The sequence below is a fragment of the Alcanivorax sp. genome (assembly GCF_040119285.1).
Lineage (GTDB): Bacteria > Pseudomonadota > Gammaproteobacteria > Pseudomonadales > Alcanivoracaceae > Alcanivorax.
Window position 1 is genome coordinate 1 of sequence record NZ_JBEDTY010000019.1, and the last position, 16,019, is coordinate 16,019.

Annotated in this window: 14 protein-coding genes; 7 read left to right on the forward strand and 7 right to left on the reverse strand. The window is 52.5% G+C overall.

All coding sequences use genetic code 11. From position 1 onward, the window contains the following. Together ABNH10_RS05430 and ABNH10_RS05435 are read right to left on the reverse strand one after the other, a co-directional pair. The coding region (locus ABNH10_RS05430) for a transposase family protein (RefSeq protein WP_349385004.1) at nt 1-379 on the reverse strand (379 nt) is incomplete at its 3' end. A gap of 114 nt (nt 380-493) precedes the next feature. Beyond that, a complete protein-coding gene (locus ABNH10_RS05435) occupies nt 494-1,645 on the reverse strand; it encodes an MFS transporter (protein ID WP_196765160.1) in 1,152 nt (383 codons plus the stop codon). A gap of 241 nt (nt 1,646-1,886) precedes the next feature. Here ABNH10_RS05435 and ABNH10_RS05440 point away from each other — a divergent pair, with 241 nt between their 5' ends. Further along, the gene (locus tag ABNH10_RS05440; RefSeq protein WP_063977589.1) at nt 1,887-2,090 is read left to right on the forward strand and encodes a heavy-metal-associated domain-containing protein; all 204 of its coding nucleotides are present in this window, start codon (nt 1,887-1,889) and stop codon (nt 2,088-2,090) included. Between the two features lie 43 nt (nt 2,091-2,133). Here the strand turns inward: ABNH10_RS05440 and cueR are convergent, their stop codons facing one another. The 4 genes from cueR to ABNH10_RS05460 all read right to left on the reverse strand — a co-directional run bounded on the left by cueR (nt 2,134) and on the right by ABNH10_RS05460 (nt 6,944). Further along, nucleotides 2,134-2,631 (reverse strand): Cu(I)-responsive transcriptional regulator, encoded by a 498-nt coding sequence (cueR, locus tag ABNH10_RS05445; protein WP_063977592.1) that lies wholly within the window; start codon nt 2,629-2,631, stop codon nt 2,134-2,136. Between the two features lie 54 nt (nt 2,632-2,685). After that, the gene (locus ABNH10_RS05450) at nt 2,686-5,229 is read right to left on the reverse strand and encodes a heavy metal translocating P-type ATPase (RefSeq protein WP_203985610.1); all 2,544 of its coding nucleotides are present in this window, start codon (nt 5,227-5,229) and stop codon (nt 2,686-2,688) included. A 331-nt stretch (nt 5,230-5,560) separates the two neighbouring features. Further along, nucleotides 5,561-6,775, reverse strand: coding sequence for an efflux transporter outer membrane subunit (locus ABNH10_RS05455; RefSeq protein ID WP_349385005.1), 1,215 nt, complete (start codon nt 6,773-6,775; stop codon nt 5,561-5,563). Beyond that, entirely contained in the window at nt 6,765-6,944 is a 180-nt protein-coding gene (locus tag ABNH10_RS05460; protein WP_349385006.1) for a hypothetical protein, read from the reverse strand. The genes ABNH10_RS05455 and ABNH10_RS05460 overlap by 11 nt, the downstream gene beginning before the upstream one ends. A 111-nt stretch (nt 6,945-7,055) precedes the next feature. Here ABNH10_RS05460 and ABNH10_RS05465 point away from each other — a divergent pair, with 111 nt between their 5' ends. Further along, a complete protein-coding gene (locus ABNH10_RS05465; RefSeq protein WP_008294929.1) occupies nt 7,056-7,370 on the forward strand; it encodes an ArsR/SmtB family transcription factor in 315 nt (104 codons plus the stop codon). Nucleotides 7,371-7,874: 504 nt separating this feature from the next. On the opposite strand, the gene ABNH10_RS05470 is transcribed toward ABNH10_RS05465, so the two are convergent. After that, on the reverse strand, nt 7,875-10,091 hold the full coding sequence (locus ABNH10_RS05470; RefSeq protein WP_349385007.1) for a DNA topoisomerase 3: 2,217 nt from the start codon (nt 10,089-10,091) through the stop codon (nt 7,875-7,877). A gap of 757 nt (nt 10,092-10,848) precedes the next feature. Here ABNH10_RS05470 and ABNH10_RS05475 point away from each other — a divergent pair. The 5 genes from ABNH10_RS05475 to ABNH10_RS05495 all read left to right on the forward strand — a co-directional run. Then, nucleotides 10,849-11,646, forward strand: coding sequence for a ParA family protein (locus ABNH10_RS05475; protein ID WP_349385008.1), 798 nt, complete (start codon nt 10,849-10,851; stop codon nt 11,644-11,646). Nucleotides 11,647-11,658: 12 nt separating this feature from the next. Beyond that, entirely contained in the window at nt 11,659-12,744 is a 1,086-nt protein-coding gene (locus ABNH10_RS05480; RefSeq protein WP_349385009.1) for a ParB/RepB/Spo0J family partition protein, read from the forward strand. Between the two features lie 66 nt (nt 12,745-12,810). Beyond that, nucleotides 12,811-13,902 carry a hypothetical protein gene (locus ABNH10_RS05485; RefSeq protein ID WP_349385010.1) on the forward strand — a complete coding sequence of 364 codons (1,092 nt, stop codon included), beginning with the start codon at nt 12,811-12,813 and terminating at the stop codon, nt 13,900-13,902. Between the two features lie 853 nt (nt 13,903-14,755). Further along, nucleotides 14,756-15,649 carry an ArdC family protein gene (locus ABNH10_RS05490; RefSeq protein WP_349385011.1) on the forward strand — a complete coding sequence of 298 codons (894 nt, stop codon included), beginning with the start codon at nt 14,756-14,758 and terminating at the stop codon, nt 15,647-15,649. 75 nt (nt 15,650-15,724) lie between these two features. Then, on the forward strand, nt 15,725-16,019 hold a 295-nt coding region (locus tag ABNH10_RS05495), incomplete at its 3' end, for a type II toxin-antitoxin system RelE/ParE family toxin (RefSeq protein ID WP_349385012.1).

Sequence of the window (16,019 nt, forward strand, 5' to 3'; positions counted from 1 at the left end):
TCTCGTCCAGGCCGGTCTGTGCCGCCACAAAGGTGTAGGGGTGGTTGAAGGATTCCTTCTCCACGTACTCATGCAGCCGCAGTGTCATACGGAATCCGTCCACCATCTCCGGTAGCTGGGGCCTGAAGGTTGTCTTGCAGGCCCGGCAGGTGTATCGGCGGCGGACCACCCAGAGAGTGACCCGCTTGCCGTGGATGGGCAGATCACGATAGGGAACATCACGCTTGCCGAACCGCACGAACTCACCCTGCACGCCGCATTCCTCGCAGGCAATGGGAGCGGGCACGTCCACCTGAAAGTGCATTTCGTCGTCGGTGGATTTGCAGCCCAGCACCTGGTACTTAGGCAGGTGCAGGATGTTGTCGGGCATTTCGGTCATGCGGTGTTCTCCTCATGGTGGAAGCTCCATAGCTATTGCGACAGATTCCCATTAATCATCAGTGTGGCGCAGTACGGGTTTGGCAGACTGCGCCGTAAAGGGAAGAAGAACCGGTCAATGCAAGGGACTATCGCCAAGTGTGGAAACCTGTCCTTTCCTGGCGTTGACAAGTACGGCCACGATGATGGCTGCGATGCCAAGAGCAACCCCGCTCGCCGCAAGTCCCAAGCCATAACCCTGAATCAGCGCATCACCGGCTGACTGCACCAGTTCGGCATCGCCGACTTCCCGACCGCGATACAGAGAAGCAAATGCCTCGGGCATCCGACTGGCCGTGACGGAGACAGAAATGCTCGAAAGGATAGCCAGCCCCAACGCAACACCAATCTGTTGCGACGCGTTGAACAACGCCGATGCGATGCCGGTCTCCTGTGCTTGCACACCCTTCACGGCCGTCAATGCCAGCGCAATGACCGCTCCCACGAAACCGAAGGCGGTGAGGAAGGCGGCTGGCATGAAGTGCCAGCTATAGTCGAGTTGTTGCCCGATGGTCGAAAGCCAGAACAATGCAGCGCTAGCGACCAGCGCAGCCGGAGCTGAGACCTCGCGCGGCGTAAAGCGCATGACAAGCTTTGAACTGACAACAGCACCAATGATGATACCCACCCCAAAGGGCAGAAACGCCATGGCGGTCAGGGTCGGGCTATAGCTGAGGATGTGCTGCAAATAGAGCGTCAGCAAATAGATCATGCCCATGGGGCCGAAGCCCAGCAGCAGCATGGCCAGGTACGAACCGGATCGGTTGCGATCCTTGAACAAGCGGAGCGGCAAAAGTGGATCACTGCTGCGCGACTGTAAAACCAAGAACAGCGGCAGCAGGATAGCCGTAGTGGCGAATGCAATGAGCGTAATGCCATCGGTCCAGCCATGTTCACCACCACGGGTAATTCCATAGACGAGTGCTGCCATGCCGATGATGCTGGAAAGCGCTCCCGTCAGGTCGGGGCGTCCCTTGTGCAATTCCGCTTCGACAAGTGTTCTCGAACCAGCGAGCACCGCCAAACCGATGGGTACATTGATGAAGAACGCCCAACGCCAGCCAAGCAGGCCTGTCAGAAATCCTCCAAGAATCAATCCAGCAATAATGCCAAGGCCAGACCGAGTGGGCGCTCTGGTCTGCCTGAGTGAGAAGGGGATTCTGTGGACATCGATTAACTCCTTTGTGTTTAGTGCGATTACCGAACACCGGTTGCGCTGACTTTTCACAAAAGGGTAATCGTTCCAATGGTTGGAAGGTCAAGGCTGCGTTTGCATGCCTTGCACAGAGAGACTGTCGGCATCGGCCAGGTCTTATCAATAGCCGTGCATTTGGCAGCCCGTCGGCACAGAGCACTCGACAAATCAAAGTCTGAGGCTCCGCAGTTGACCTTACCAGCGTTGGAAAGACTAGATTGGTCGCTGGGACGATCAGGTTCCTCAATTCTCTGATTCTGTGAAGGAGTTCGATATGTATCGATTCAACGTTAACGGCATGACCTGTGGCCACTGCACATCCGCCGTCGAAAAAGCCATTAAAAGTATCGACCCACAGGCGGAAGTATCTACAGATATAGAACACGCCGAGGTCACCGTGCGCAGCCAGGTCAATGAGGCGCGTATCAGTGATGCCATCCGCGAGGCTGGGTACGATAATCAGCACCTTGCCGGGTAATCATTCAGGTCAGGGCAAGGACGCCGCTTCTGAAGTAGACGCGTCAGCGCTTCTCTTTCCCGCGACGTTGCGTGCAATTGGGTTCAATCCCGATAGCCCCGAAGCGCGTGGAATTAAGTTCTCGCTCACCCTTAGGCGTTCCTTTCACTACGCCATCCCCGGCCAGACCGCTGATAATCGGGCAGTCCGGCCGAGCGTCGCCCTGGCAGTTTTCCGCCAGGTGCTTGAGTGCACGGCTCATTTCCTGGAGTTCGCGCGCCTTGAGCTCAAGCTCCGCGACATGCTCAAGCGCAAGACGTTTGACGTCGGCGCTCGCACGACCCCGGTCGCGCCAGAGCGCAACCAGTTCATTCATCTGCGCCACCGAAAACCCGAGATCCCGTGCGCGCCGGATGAAGCGCAGGGTTTGCACATCCTTGTCCGAGTAATCCCTGTATCCAGCTTCGGTTCGCAACGCTTCCGGAATCAAGCCGATCGATTCGTAGTAGCGGATCATCTTCGCCGATACACCCGATGCCTCCGCTGCCTTTCCAATATTCATAGCCATGCCTCTCCAGATAACATCAAGCCTGCACTGTGGCAGGCTCGGTTGTCCTTATTTCGCTTGTGCAAATTCCACCTGTCTCTGCGACACGTCGTTGTCGTCCGTCCCCATGGGTGAGCGGAAATGACGCAACCTCAGTGCATTGCCGAGTACAAACACCGACGACAGTGCCATGGCGCCGGCAGCGAAGACGGGCGAAAGCAGGATGTCGTAGGCCGGATAGAGCACACCTGCCGCGACCGGAATCAAAGCCGTGTTGTAGGCAAACGCCCAGAACAGATTTTGTCGGATGTTGTCGATGGTTGCCTTCGACAAGGCGATCGCCTTTGGCACACCTTGCAGGTTACCCGACATCAGCACCACATCAGCCGCTTCAATGGCAATGTCCGTACCTGTGCCAATGGCAAGACCTACATCCGCTTCGGCCAGAGCGGGAGCGTCGTTGATGCCATCACCGACGAACGCCACCTTGCCGTGCTCTCCCTTAAGGCGGCGCACCGCGTCGACCTTGCCGTCCGGTAGCACTTCCGCCACCACCTCGTCGATCCCGAGTCGCGCCGCGATGGCCTTGGCCGTGTGGACGTTGTCGCCGGTGATCATCGCGACCTTGAGCCCGAGATCGTGCAGGGCCTTGATGGCAGCAGGCGTCGTTTCCTTGATCGGGTCGGCAACGGCGATAATCGCCGCAAGCTTGCCCTCTATCGCAGCATAGAGCGGAGACTTACCCTCGTCGCCGAGGCGTTTGGCGACCTTGGAGAACGCCGCCACGTCGTGACCGAGTTCGCTCATGTAGCGGTCAGCACCTATCTCGACCCGCTTGCCACCGGCCTCAGCCTTCACGCCAAAACCCGTCACCGATTCGAAGTTCGACACGTCCGGCAGTGAGATGTTCTCCGCGGCGGCGGCGTTCACGATCGCACGGGCGATCGGGTGTTCGGATTTGGCCTCGATGGCCGCGACCAGAGCCAACACGTCTACGTGCTCGAATCCGGTGGCCAATTCCAGATCGGTGAGAGCCGGTTTGCCTTCCGTCAACGTGCCCGTCTTGTCAACGGCAACGACCTTGGCATCTTTCAACAACTGGAGTGCTTCACCCTTGCGGAAGAGCACGCCCAGCTCGGCACCGCGGCCAGTGCCGACCATGATCGAGGTCGGTGTGGCCAGCCCCATGGCGCAAGGGCAGGCGATGATCAGCACCGCGACGGCGTTGACCAGCGCGAAAGTGAGCGCGGGCGACGGGCCGAACCACATCCATGTCCCGAAGGTGAGAATCGCTGCCACAAACACCGCAGGCACGAAATACATCGTCACCTTGTCGACCAGCGCCTGGATTGGCAGCTTCGACCCCTGCGCTTCTTCCACCATGCGGATGATCTGCGACAGAACGGTGTTGCCGCCGACAGCCGTCGCACGGATGGCGAATGCGCCTTTCTGGTTCACCGTTCCGGCCACGACCTCGCTGCCGTGCTTCTTGGAGACGGGGATCGGTTCTCCCGTGATCATCGATTCATCGACATAGCTTTCGCCTTCGATGAGTTCGCCATCCACCGGAATGCGATCGCCGGGACGAACCTCGACGATATCTCCCGACAAGACGGAGTCGATCGGCAGTTCGATCGACTTATCGTCCCGACGCACCCGTGCCATTTTGGCCTGAAGCCCGACAAGACGCTTGATCGCCTCGGAGGTGCGTCCCTTGGCGCGAGCCTCCAGCAACCGGCCGAGCAGGATGAGAGTGACGATAACAGCGGCGGCCTCAAAGTAGACGTTGACGGCTCCGTCGGGCAGGAGCCCCGGCGCGAAGGTCGCCACGAGCGAATAGCCATAGGCTGCCATGGTGCCGACCGCGACCAGGGAGTTCATGTCGGGGGCAAGCCGCCCGAGGGCCGGAAACCCCTTGTGGTAAAAGCGGATGCCCGGCACGAACAGAACGATGGTTGTCAACACGAACTGGAGATACCAATTCGTCTCCATGCCGATCGTTGAGGCAATCAGGTCGTGCATGCCAGGAATGAGGTGTGAGCCCATCTCCAGAATGAAGACAGGCACGGTCAACACCGCTGCAATCGTGAAATCACGTGTCAGTCCACGGCGTTCCGCGTCCTTCTTCTCGGTGCGCTCATCGGTCTCGCCCCGACGGCTACCCGTAGCAGCCGCGATTACCCTGGCATCATATCCCGCGTTCTCGATAGCCGTCACCAAGGCGGTCGCATCGGCGCTGCCCTGGATCGTGGCTCTTTCAGTCGCAAGGTTGACAACGGCACTGGTGACGCCGGGCACAGCCTTGAGCGCCTTTTCGACGCGACCGACACAGGACGCGCAGGTCATACCTTCGATGGAAAGCTCTGTGGTCTCAGCTGGCACCGAATAGCCAGCTTTCTCGATAGCGTTGATGAGTGATCCGCGGTCGAGTGGCGAAGCGGACTGGATATCGGCACGTTCGGTCACCAGGTTCACCGTAACAGTGTCAACGCCCTCGACCTTCTTGAGTTCAGCCTCCACGCGCCCGACGCAGGAAGCGCAACTCATACCTTCGATGGGAAAGCTTGTCACCGTCACAGCCGACGGATTCAATTTGTCTTGAGTATGCATCATTCGTCTTCTCCACAAGCATCTCCTGATGATATTCCAGAAAGATAAACCTTCCTATTGTGGGAAGGTCAAGCGCTAAATTTCCTGATGCATAGTTACCACACCCAGTACTTACGGGAACATCGAATCCGGGTTTAGGTTGAAAACTCCATACGAGTGTTGTCAGCAGTCAGTGGCACATCGGACAAATTCGCGCTAAGGGAGCGTTCGAGGTAGACAGAAGGATGCGCGATGAATTCTCTAGTACCACAATCCTTACGCATTTGTTCCAGGCCTCGCCAACCAGTTTTTCCGTTGGGAAAGTGTAATCTGTGATTGCACGCCAAAGAGAAAATCAACCAGCTAATCCGAATACCCACTCTTTCAATGCCACTTGCTCAGCATTGAAACCACCGCCCAAGGCACGAATCATGGCCAGGGTTGCACCCTGCTGGCTTTGCCAGGCTGCAGCCCAACTCAGTTGTGCATTCAGCAAATTGCGTTGTGCATCCAGCAGTTCAAGCTGATTGGCCACGCCATTGTCCACGCGCAATTGGGCAAGGCGAACCACCTGAGTCAGGGTTTGAACCTGCTCCTGACGCGCTTGCAAACGCTCGCGTGCTTCACGCTGTGCAACAATTGCATCGTAAATTTCCTGGAATGCCGTGCGAACACTCGCCTCGTATTGCAGCACCGCTTGATTGCGGCGTGCAATGGCGGCATCTCGTTCATTCGTCAAACGACCTGCCTGAAAAATTGGCTGTGTAATTTGGGTCTGAAAACTCCAGATTCGGGCTGGGCCACTGAACAGGTCGCTTAAATCGGTGCTCTCTCGTCCACCAAAAGCACTCAAACCAATGGTCGGAAAAAACGCCTTGCGTGCGGCTTCCAGATTGGCCTCGCCAGCAAGTAACTGTTGTTCAGCTGCGGCCAGATCCGGGCGGCGCAGTAACAGTTCGGAAGGTGTGTCTTCCGGCAGGATGAACAACTTGGTCAACTGCAGGTTGTCAACTTCAAGAGGTGGTAGTTGCGGTGAATTACCCCCCACAATTACCGCCAGTGCATTCTGCGCACGGGACAGTTGTTCGCGCGTGTCAGGCAACTGTGCACGCACTGCCAACAATTCCGCTTCGGTTTGGCGCAACTGGAGTTCGTTGCTCAAGCCAACATCGGCGCGCTGCTTGGCCAGCTTGTAAGCTGCGTCACGACTTTCCAGGGTTTGTTCCAGCACTTTCACCTGCAAGCCCAACACGCGAACCTGGGTGTACAACGAAGCCGCCGTGGCCGCTACGCTCAGGCGCACTCCACGCACGTTATAGCCCTGCTGCATGAAGCCGGCGCGGGCAGCATCTTCCAGTGCACCAATTCGACCCCACAAGTCAAGCTCCCAAGTCGCGCCAATGCCCAGCTGCTGGTTTTCATACACATTTTGCCCACCAAACACCGGCACGTTGCCAGCCTGTGACGGGCGATTGCGACCGGTGGTGAACTGACCAAAGATTGAAGGCCACTGCTGCGACTTGGCAATGCCAAGCACCGCACCTGCTTCATTCAATCGCTCATTGGCCAAAAAGAAAATAGCCTCGCTTCCCACTGGAAGTCAGTAACGCTTCCACCTTGGATGGTGGGATGTGACGTTGAAGAACTCCGACCAGCAAGCTAATGCCAATGAATAAAACCGATAGCTCGATAGCGAGAAAGGCGAACATGCCTAGAGCGTCTTGGAGTTGAGGTGACATTCAATATTACTCCTATATTTCTAGTTTTATCGAAATGATGTACGCAGCCTACTTGCGTTTATCCGACCTGTCAACTATAATTCTAGAAACATCGAATTATTGGGGCGTGCTATGGATCACGAAAAGGTTGCAGCCAGCTTAGCTGAGCTAGGGAATAGTCACCGACTGTCCGTGTTCCGCTTTCTGGTCAAAGCTGGCCATGATGGGGCTTCGGTCGGAGATATCCAGAAGGGGCTGGGTATTCCTGCTTCGACGCTATCACATCACCTTGCGCGCATGGCCAAGGTAGGGCTGATCCGGCAGGAGAAACATAGCCGCACGATTGTCTGTATATCCGAGTATGGGCACCTAGAGAATTTGATCGGTTTCTTACAAGAGGAATGTTGTGCAGGTGTTCGGATTGCGCATGAACCAGAACCGCTTTGACGCTTGCCCAGCTCTCGCTGTCCTCCCTAGTCAGCATCGCTATGAAGACTCAGGCGAAGGTGGAAACAGAAAATTGGCAGTAGAGTAGGCTGAAGAGGATCAATCAGATAATCCGCTGAGAAAGATTTTCTTCTTTACATCTTTGGCATTTTATCAACCAGAAATTCCGGATACCCCAAAAAGATAAGTATGTGATGCTCACATTGTCGGATCGGAAGGTGTACGTAGGAAAAGTTATTAGTCTTGGCGAACCAACTGAAACAAATGGTATGGATCAAGATATTTCGATCATTCCTTTAATGAGTGGGCATCGAGATAAGGACACGTTGAAGCTCGAATTCGATACTCACTATAGTGAAGTTGAATCGGACATATACTTATCGTTGAGACAGGATTCAATATTATCGGCAACTCCTTTTGATTTTAAGGCTTATGAGACCTGGAATTCTAATGGTGATGTACGATGGTAAAAGAAAAGCCCAACCTTGCGCTGGGCTTTCTTCATTAGGGGGTTTTGATTGTCCTTTTGCATTGTGGATATCCAGTACAGCCCCAGAAATCTCCAAACTTTCCATTTCGCAACTTCATTGGCTTATTGCAATCTGGGCAGCATTTCTCTTCTGATTTCGCTGTATGGCATTGCTCATTTTCAACAGGCTTTCCTTTTTGATCCTGTGTCGTGTACTTACATCCTGTTTTGAATCCAGTGCAACCCCACCACCATCCTTTGTCACCGTTTCTTCTGGCTAGGCGAGAGTCACACTCAGGACACTTGTAGATATGCTTCTCTGCAGGTTTTCCACGATTGTCGGCGCAGGAGTAACCACAATCACTCTGGCAGATCCAGAACGCTCCTCCTGTTTTCTTGGATATTTTTTTCAGGTCTGCGGATTTGCACAAGAGGCATTCGAAACCTGATGAGGACTCTTTAATATTCACGGTTGCTGACTGGGATAATCTTGTTACGGGTTCGACCAGCTGGTTCAAGAATTCGCTTTCAGAACCCGCACCGTTTGAGATCTCCTTCAGTTGCATTTCCCATCGGGCAGTCATATCTGGAAGACTCAACTCATCCGGGATTTGATTTACAAACTGGCAGCCCTCTTCTGTCGGTACCACCTTCTTTATCACTCGCTGGATAAACCCTCGTTTGATCAGCCCCTCAATAATTGCTGCGCGTGTGGCCTCGGTGCCCAGCCCGTCTGTCTCTTTCAGAATGCTTTTAAGGCTTTCGTCTTGAACGTGCTTTGATATGGAGGTCATTGCTTCAATCAGACTGCCTTCCGTGTACTCGTCCGGAGGCGTAGTCATTTTTTCTGATAGCGAGATTGCCTTTACCGTAACCTCTTCTCCTTGCGATAGGTCGGGAAGCACTTTGTCGGAGGGCTTCTGCCCCAACACTACGCGCCACCCCTGTCTCTTCTGAATGACACCTTTTGCAACGAATGTCCGTGTGCCGATCAGAATCTCCGTCTGCGTTTTTTCATCCAGCGCATCGGGGTAGAAAATTGCAATGTATCGCTCTGCAATCATGCAGAACAGTTTTACGGTTTTGTCTGCGAGCTGTTCAACTGCCAAAAGATTACCTGTTGGTATGATTGCGTGATGGGCACTAACCTTAGAATTGTTAACGCTGGGATGCTTTATCTTGTGATCTGCCTTGGTCGCGCTACTTAGTGGTTCGAACCCTGCTAGTGATCTTAGGGTTCGTTCGGCATCAGACCATAGCTCATCAGTAATGTATTGGCAGTCAGTTCGTGGGTACGTTGTAATGCCCTTCTCGTATAGTTCTTGAGCCGAACTCAACACCTGAGAAGCGGTCATTCCGAGCTTTGCGTTCGCATGTTTCTGAAGATCTGCAAGAGAGAACAGGCGTGGTGCGGATGATATTGAGTCTTCCTTTTTGATTGACGATATGACGGCAGGCCTTCCTGTCGCTGAATTCAAGAAGTCTTGAGCATGACTCCTTTCTATTAACCGCCCTTCTGAATCACAGAAGCTTTCGGGCGATTCAATCATCCCTTTTGCCTGGAACTCAGTTCCTTTTTTCAAAGTGGCAATTACGCCGTAGAACGGGTGAGATTTGAAGTTGTCCCTATCTCTCTTTCTCTTAACCAATAGACCAAGGACTGGCGTCTGGACTCGCCCGACCGACAGTACTTTGTTGAACCCCGATTTCTTGGCTGCCAGAGTGTATGCCGTCGTAAGATTGAGTCCGTATACCCAGTCGGCTTTTGATCGACACTCTGCGGATCGTGAGAGATTTTCTGTTGAGTTGAATCTGTCTATTTTAGATAACGCTTTTTGAACTGCTCTCTGATTTACGTCGCTGATCAATAATCGCCAGACTGGGCCTCCAAACCCAATGAATCGAATCAGCGAGTCTACAAGGTAGCTCCCTTCTCTATCAGGATCGCCAGCATTGATTATCACGCTGGCCGACTGAGAGAGTTTTTTTATTGCGGATACTTGGGATGACTTATCTTTGGCCGGTCGATATTCCCAGCGATCTGGAATGAAAGGAACAGGTCTGTCAGCCCAGTTCTTAAATGCCGGGTCGTAGTCTTCTGGCATTTTCAATTCCAGTAGATGTCCGAAGCACCATGTGATGATGTAGTCCCCTGCTCGAATGTGGGTCTTATCTTTCTGCTGATTGCCTCCGATACCTGCGGCTATTGCTTTGGCCAAGCTTGGCTTTTCTGCGATTATTAGTTTCGTCATCCTTATTTCCTTTAAAATCAACTAGTTACAAATTGTAACGCCCTACTTTCGGATGCTGTACAATTTCGACAAAAGTTTAAAATTAAACTTTTTGTTTACAGCGTAAAGCAAAAGCGGTAACTTTTCTACATCGCAATCGCCTTCGGCCAGCCTGAAGGCTGGATTGCTTTATTTTTATCTAAGTACGGCAAAGAAAGCGCATAAAAATGTTTAAAAACATGCGCTTGCCGTACTTATAGAGTCTCTAGCTCAGCAGGAACTCGGGCGGGTATAAGTGGTTTTTTCATTGCTGCGCTGCTGAAACCACATATATACCCGCGCCTCGACACAGCAGTTAACGGCTACGCCGCCCTACGGGTTCGCGTTGCTCATTAACTAGCGTGTCTCAGCCCTCGTTCCTGCCGAAGGCTGAAACCGCAGGCGCATAGCACCGAATGAAACGAAAACGTTTCGGTGCGCCTGCTGGTTTCGCACACTTCGTGTGCCGGGCTGGCTTCGCGTCACTTCGTGACCAGCCCTGGAGGATGCACGCTTCGCGTGCGCTTGCAGCTTCGCTGCTCTGTCGCCCAGCGACCTTCGGGCGCTGAGCTGGCAAAACACCGCTTTGGCCTCCGGCCTTTGCTGTGTTTTGAGCGTTTGCACGGCTTAGGCGTGCAAACGTGGGGGTTAATGCGCTAGATTGTGCGGGATTTCGAACAAATCCTGTCTTTTGTCAGGCGTTACAATTTGTAACTTGTTGATTTTAAAGGAATTCAAGATGAGTAAGGCTATCAGAACGGCCATTGTGAACACCAAAGGTGGTTCAACAAAGTCCACATCTACCGTCAATATCGCTGCGGCGGCAGCGGAAGCCGGTAAGCGTGTTCTTCTGGTGGATTTTGACCGCCAGGGAACATCAACGAGTATGTCTCGGGTTTGGCATCGCGAAGATATTAATGTTGAAGAACACAGTTCGTGGCAGATCTTCCAGGGTAAGCGCCCCTCTGATTTGGCCATTACCACCGAGTTTGGATATGACATTATTCCAGCTTCAGGAAACCTTCTTCACGCGGAAGATCTGATTCGCGACACCACCTTCGGTGATGGTTTGCTTGCCAAGGCTTTCGGTTTGGATCATGCCCTGAACGATAAATATGACTTGATCATATGCGACACCGAAGGTGCGGCGTCACGCCTGGTGCGGGCCGTTTTGATCATGTGTGGCGAGTACGTTATCCCTAACTACCCTTCAGAGGGATCTGTAGAGCAACTGGATGTTGTCACATCTGTTGTTCAGGGAATTAACGACAACCTGCCCTTCGGGCTGGAGCCTATTCGCTTGCGCGCGCATTTCTTCGGTCGCTCAAAACCCAATGAGAGGATCTTTCAGATCCAGAATGACGCAGTAACAGAGTTCTTTGGGGATTTTCACTTGTCCGGTTTTGAAATTCCGGAAACAACCAAGTTTGAGCAAGCGGCCTATGGTCGTTGCCCTATTCTAGAGTTTGAGCCAACTGGGAAAGCTGCTGATGCGTATCGCAATTTGGTTAAGCGCCTCTTCCCTGAATTGTTCTAAGGAGTTTTTTTTGTGAGCAAACTTGACGGATTTTTGAAACAGCGTAAGGCGGGCGCTGGAGCACCTAAGCCTTCAACTGGCAGCACTATTGCTGCAGCCATGCATGAGCAAGCAGAGGCTGCTACTCGTGTAGATGTTCGCCACATCCCGTTAGAGGCGATATATACCGAAGATCAGGTTCGCGACATCAATGATGATGTTGTTGCTGAATATGCGAGTTCGTTCCGGGAGTCTGATTCTGGTCAGCCAGAACAACCGATTAAGGTCTGGGCTAATCCAGACGGGCGCTATCTGGTGCTTTTTGGTGAGCACCGCTACCGCGCTCAACTTCTAAACCAAAAAGAGCATGGTGATGCATCTGGCCGCTATCAGAGCATCATTGCCCAGGTGGTCTCCGGTGAGTGCCCGACCGGCCACGCTCGCGCACGCCTTCAGTTGCAAGAGAATATTCTTCGCAATCCAATCTCCCCTATTGAAATCGCTTTAGCGGTAAAAGCGGCGAAGGCGGACGGCGCAATCTCATCATTAAATGATGCGGTCGCCTGGTTGGGGTTGGCTGGCACAGAAAAAGCTGGCACGGCGAAGAAGGAGCTTTCTCAGGCTCTATCTCTGCTAGATGATCCCGAAGCTTCGGATCTGGTGGAAATGGTTCGTACGGGTGAAATGAAAGTTTATAAGGCCAAAAACGAACTGGCAGCCCGTCAGAAAGAAGCGGCTAAAGCGGAGCGAGAGAAGGCCGCGAAAGAGGCGAGTGAGCAGGCCGAGCAACGGGTTGCTGAACTACAGGCTCAATTGGAAGAAGCTCGATCTTCAGATGGTGAAGCGTCTGGCAATGCTCCTTCTGAAGAAGAACTTCAGAACGAAATCGCCAAGACAATGGAGCAAGCCAAAACTCCGAAAAAAGCGGAAAACAAACCATCAGCACCTCAGCGCTTTGCGGTATCCTACGGTGATGCCCTGACTCTATTAGAAATTCTGAACAAGGTCGCACAGGAGAAGGGGCTTGAGTCCATCAATTACTCTGATGATGGATTGGACCGGAAGCAGTGGGATAGCATCATTGCAGATCGGTTAATGCAGATACGCAACGAGCTTTAATGGCATTCAGGTGACTAGGCCTGAGCCCTGTCACCTATTTTCACGCCACATCAGAAAGGACTCACAATGTATTTTTTCCGAACTTCTTTGCTTTTCCTTGTCGTCTCATCCTTGGTTTCTGGATGCGTCCTCGATCAGATCAGTAGACCATCGCGCGTTTCTAACGAGTATCAGCCAGGTGGCCGAGAGGAGTTTAAGTTTGTAGCCATACCGGCTCCCTTTGGGCAATTCGGGTATACGCACTTTTGCACGACGATCCGCTTTAATGAGTGTTATGGGGATAACACTATTTCGGTTCAGGAAGGGTATGGCTTGAAGGGGTATTTTCTAACTGAAGAACCGCTAAAGGAAAATTCTGATGGCGCGGCTATCTTCCCTGTGATGTTGAGCAATGGACGCAAGATGTATTTCATTTCGAATGCGTCTACAGGGGGGACTTATGGTTATGGCACCTACATCGAACCCGTGAATCAGTCATCATTTGTTGAATACGCGATCTATGAGGGGAGTTCTATCAAGGTGGTGGGGGAGGCGTTCGGTACTGTTGAAGAACGCCGGGTTCTTAGTACTGGTGAGGTTGTAACAGCAGGCCGGTTGTTGGCAGTGATGGATGCAGCCAAAGTGTTCGATAGTTATGAAGTTGCCGATCTGCTTATCACTCACAGTGATATTCGAATCACTACTGATCCCGTAGAGAGAATTACGATAGTTGTGCCTCCTGCTTATTACGCATTTGATAGTTCATACTCTGTTTATCTAGCTTTTACTTCTGACAAGTATATTTTTGGGGTGGATGCCAGCTACATTGGTTCGACTCCTATTTTTGCTAACGAGCTTACCGTTCGTGCAGATGACTATTTTCATCGTTATGGCCCGGTAGAATATAAGCGAAAAGACCTCGAAGGAGACTCGCCTCTAGTGTTAGAGAGAATGGACATGGTCATGGATGACGAGCTTCTTGAAATGAGTAAAAACCTTGCTAATAGCCAGGTGTCTATAGTCAGGTTTGAGGGTGATTCAGGTATACGCGATCTTATCCTCGACAGTGAAATGCGCACCCAACTGGCTGCAATGTTGGAGCTTCGCCGTTTGATCATGAAACGGGCCGGTAGGGCAAACACGGAAAACAGCATCTTTGGCCATTTTTTAAAGCAGTAGTCTTCCCTGGTTGGTGCTATGCACCGTCCTTAGTTATTCCGGGGTGAGTATGAAAGAGTTTAGAAAATGGGTTGCATTGCTGTTGAAGATTGCACGTTTCTTGTGGGAGGTTTGGAAGGATTGAAGGGCGTTCACGCTCTGGCGTCCTTCGGACTCAACCACCGTCGTCGTACCTCCTTGGCGTTTTCGCAAGTCTGCGCCTGCCGCTAACGCGGAATGATGATGATCCGGCACGCCGGATCTCTATGATCGCCGGAACCTGTTCCGGCTACCCTGCGCAAACTGTTCCAGATTGCTCCGGGCTGGCTCCCGGAACGACAACGCTTCGCGCTCACGTTCCGCTGGTCGCCAGGTTAACCGGCTGCGCCGGTATGGCCGCAGGCGCTTGCCTGCTGTCTTCTGGTGAAGTGGTCTGCCGTAGTCGGTGCTGTCGGATCAAAGCCGCGACCGTTCGCTGTCAATGCCCCCGTGTTGCTCCGCTGCCCGCGCCAAGGGCATGACAACTCTCTTCCTCGCTGGCTTGTTGTGATCCTGCACCGACATCGACGGCATCCCAGAATCTCCACCAGATCGACTTTCCGCAGTCAGAGGCATCCGGGCGTTGCCCGGTCTTCGATATATCGGGCTGCGCCCTCAGTTCCGTGCGTTGCACGGGCAGGGCAGTTCCTCCCTGCACCCTCCGCACCTCGTCAACAGCATCGCCGATGGCTGGCAAATGCCAGTAAAAAAGATCGTATTTAATACCTAAAAAGGCTTGACGATACACCCTTAAAGGGTGTATTATTTATATCAGTTGGTCAGGTGATCAACTCCCCGGAAGCCGGGGAAATAACTCTACTTTGAGGTGTTCATCATGGCGAAAGATTACGCCCAGGAATTTACTGATTCCATTATCAAAATCATCGAATCTGGCGAAACACTCCCGTGGCGTAAGTCATGGCAGTCTCGCGACCTGCCACATCAAAACCTGAAATCCGGCTCACCTTATAGCGGCGTTAATGTGCTGATGTTGCTGGTTTCAGCTTACCTGAATGGCCTGACTTCTCCTTACTGGTTGACCTTTAAGCAAGCAAAAGAAATGGGCGGGCAGGTGAAAAAGGGATCGAAGGGAACCGCGATTACTTTCTATAAGTCTCTGACTGTCGATGATGAAACCGCGCCAGATGGCGAGGCTACTATTCACGTCCGCCGATTCTATACGGTTTTCAATCTGGATCAGATCGAAGGAATTGAGGCGCCAGAGGCTTCTGTGATCAATGGTGAGGAGCTTACCTTGGATGAAAATAAAGACCGTCTCGAACGTCATCTGATGGCTTATGCGGAAACCGAGGGTATCACTCACAGGGTATCTGGTGGCTCAGCGTATTACAGCCCTGTTGCGGATCTTGTGAACATGCCAACGGGTTTCACGTCTGTAGCAGGCTATGCCGGAACATTGGCGCATGAATACATCCATTCAACTGGCCACAAGTCACGACTTAATCGTTTTGAGTCAGGCGCTACCAGCACCAAGGAGCATAAAGAAGCCTACGCCACAGAAGAGCTGGTTGCGGAGCTGGGCGCGGGAATGCTTTGCGGGCTTTTCGGTCTGGAGTCTGACGTTGTGGATCATGCCAGCTACATTGAATCCTGGTTGCGTCACCTGCGCGGTAATAAAGACTTTGTCTTTAAGGCGGCAGCTAAAGCCCAGAAGGCGATCAATTTCATTGATACCGCCGTCAACCTTAATCAGGTGCAGGCAGCATAAACGGCATTGACAATAATAACATATATGTTATTATTGTCTTGTTCTTCATTAGGCGATTGGAGTTTGAATGTATTAATGATTGAGGCGAAGCGGAGGAAGGCTGTTGAGTATAAAACCGAAAGTGGTGTGAGCCCTTTTTCGGTCTACTTGAGGGGCCTCAAAGATAGGCGGGGAGCCGCGAAAATAACCCGCGCAGTTAAAAAAATGGAAGAAGGAAATTTTGGTGATCATAAGTCCATCGCTGATGGTGATGGGCTTTATGAATGCCGCTTAGATATCGGCCCGGGATATAGGATTTATTACATCGTTGATGGTGATAAATTGCTAATTCTGTTTGGTGCGAGCGATAAAAAAGGCCAGCAAAAGGCCA

Bases quoted from the DNA above. Each gene is read 5' to 3' on its own strand.
- ABNH10_RS05485 (WP_349385010.1), top strand. From the start codon at position 12,811: ATGTATTTTTTCCGAACTTCTTTGCTTTTCCTTGTCGTCTCATCCTTG.
- ABNH10_RS05460 (WP_349385006.1), bottom strand. From the start codon at position 6,944: ATGTCACCTCAACTCCAAGACGCTCTAGGCATGTTCGCCTTTCTCGCT.
- cueR (WP_063977592.1), bottom strand. From the start codon at position 2,631: ATGAATATTGGAAAGGCAGCGGAGGCATCGGGTGTATCGGCGAAGATG.
- ABNH10_RS05450 (WP_203985610.1), bottom strand. From the start codon at position 5,229: ATGATGCATACTCAAGACAAATTGAATCCGTCGGCTGTGACGGTGACA.
- ABNH10_RS05440 (WP_063977589.1), top strand. From the start codon at position 1,887: ATGTATCGATTCAACGTTAACGGCATGACCTGTGGCCACTGCACATCC.
- ABNH10_RS05475 (WP_349385008.1), top strand. From the start codon at position 10,849: ATGAGTAAGGCTATCAGAACGGCCATTGTGAACACCAAAGGTGGTTCA.
- ABNH10_RS05470 (WP_349385007.1), bottom strand. From the start codon at position 10,091: ATGACGAAACTAATAATCGCAGAAAAGCCAAGCTTGGCCAAAGCAATA.
- ABNH10_RS05465 (WP_008294929.1), top strand. From the start codon at position 7,056: ATGGATCACGAAAAGGTTGCAGCCAGCTTAGCTGAGCTAGGGAATAGT.
- ABNH10_RS05490 (WP_349385011.1), top strand. From the start codon at position 14,756: ATGGCGAAAGATTACGCCCAGGAATTTACTGATTCCATTATCAAAATC.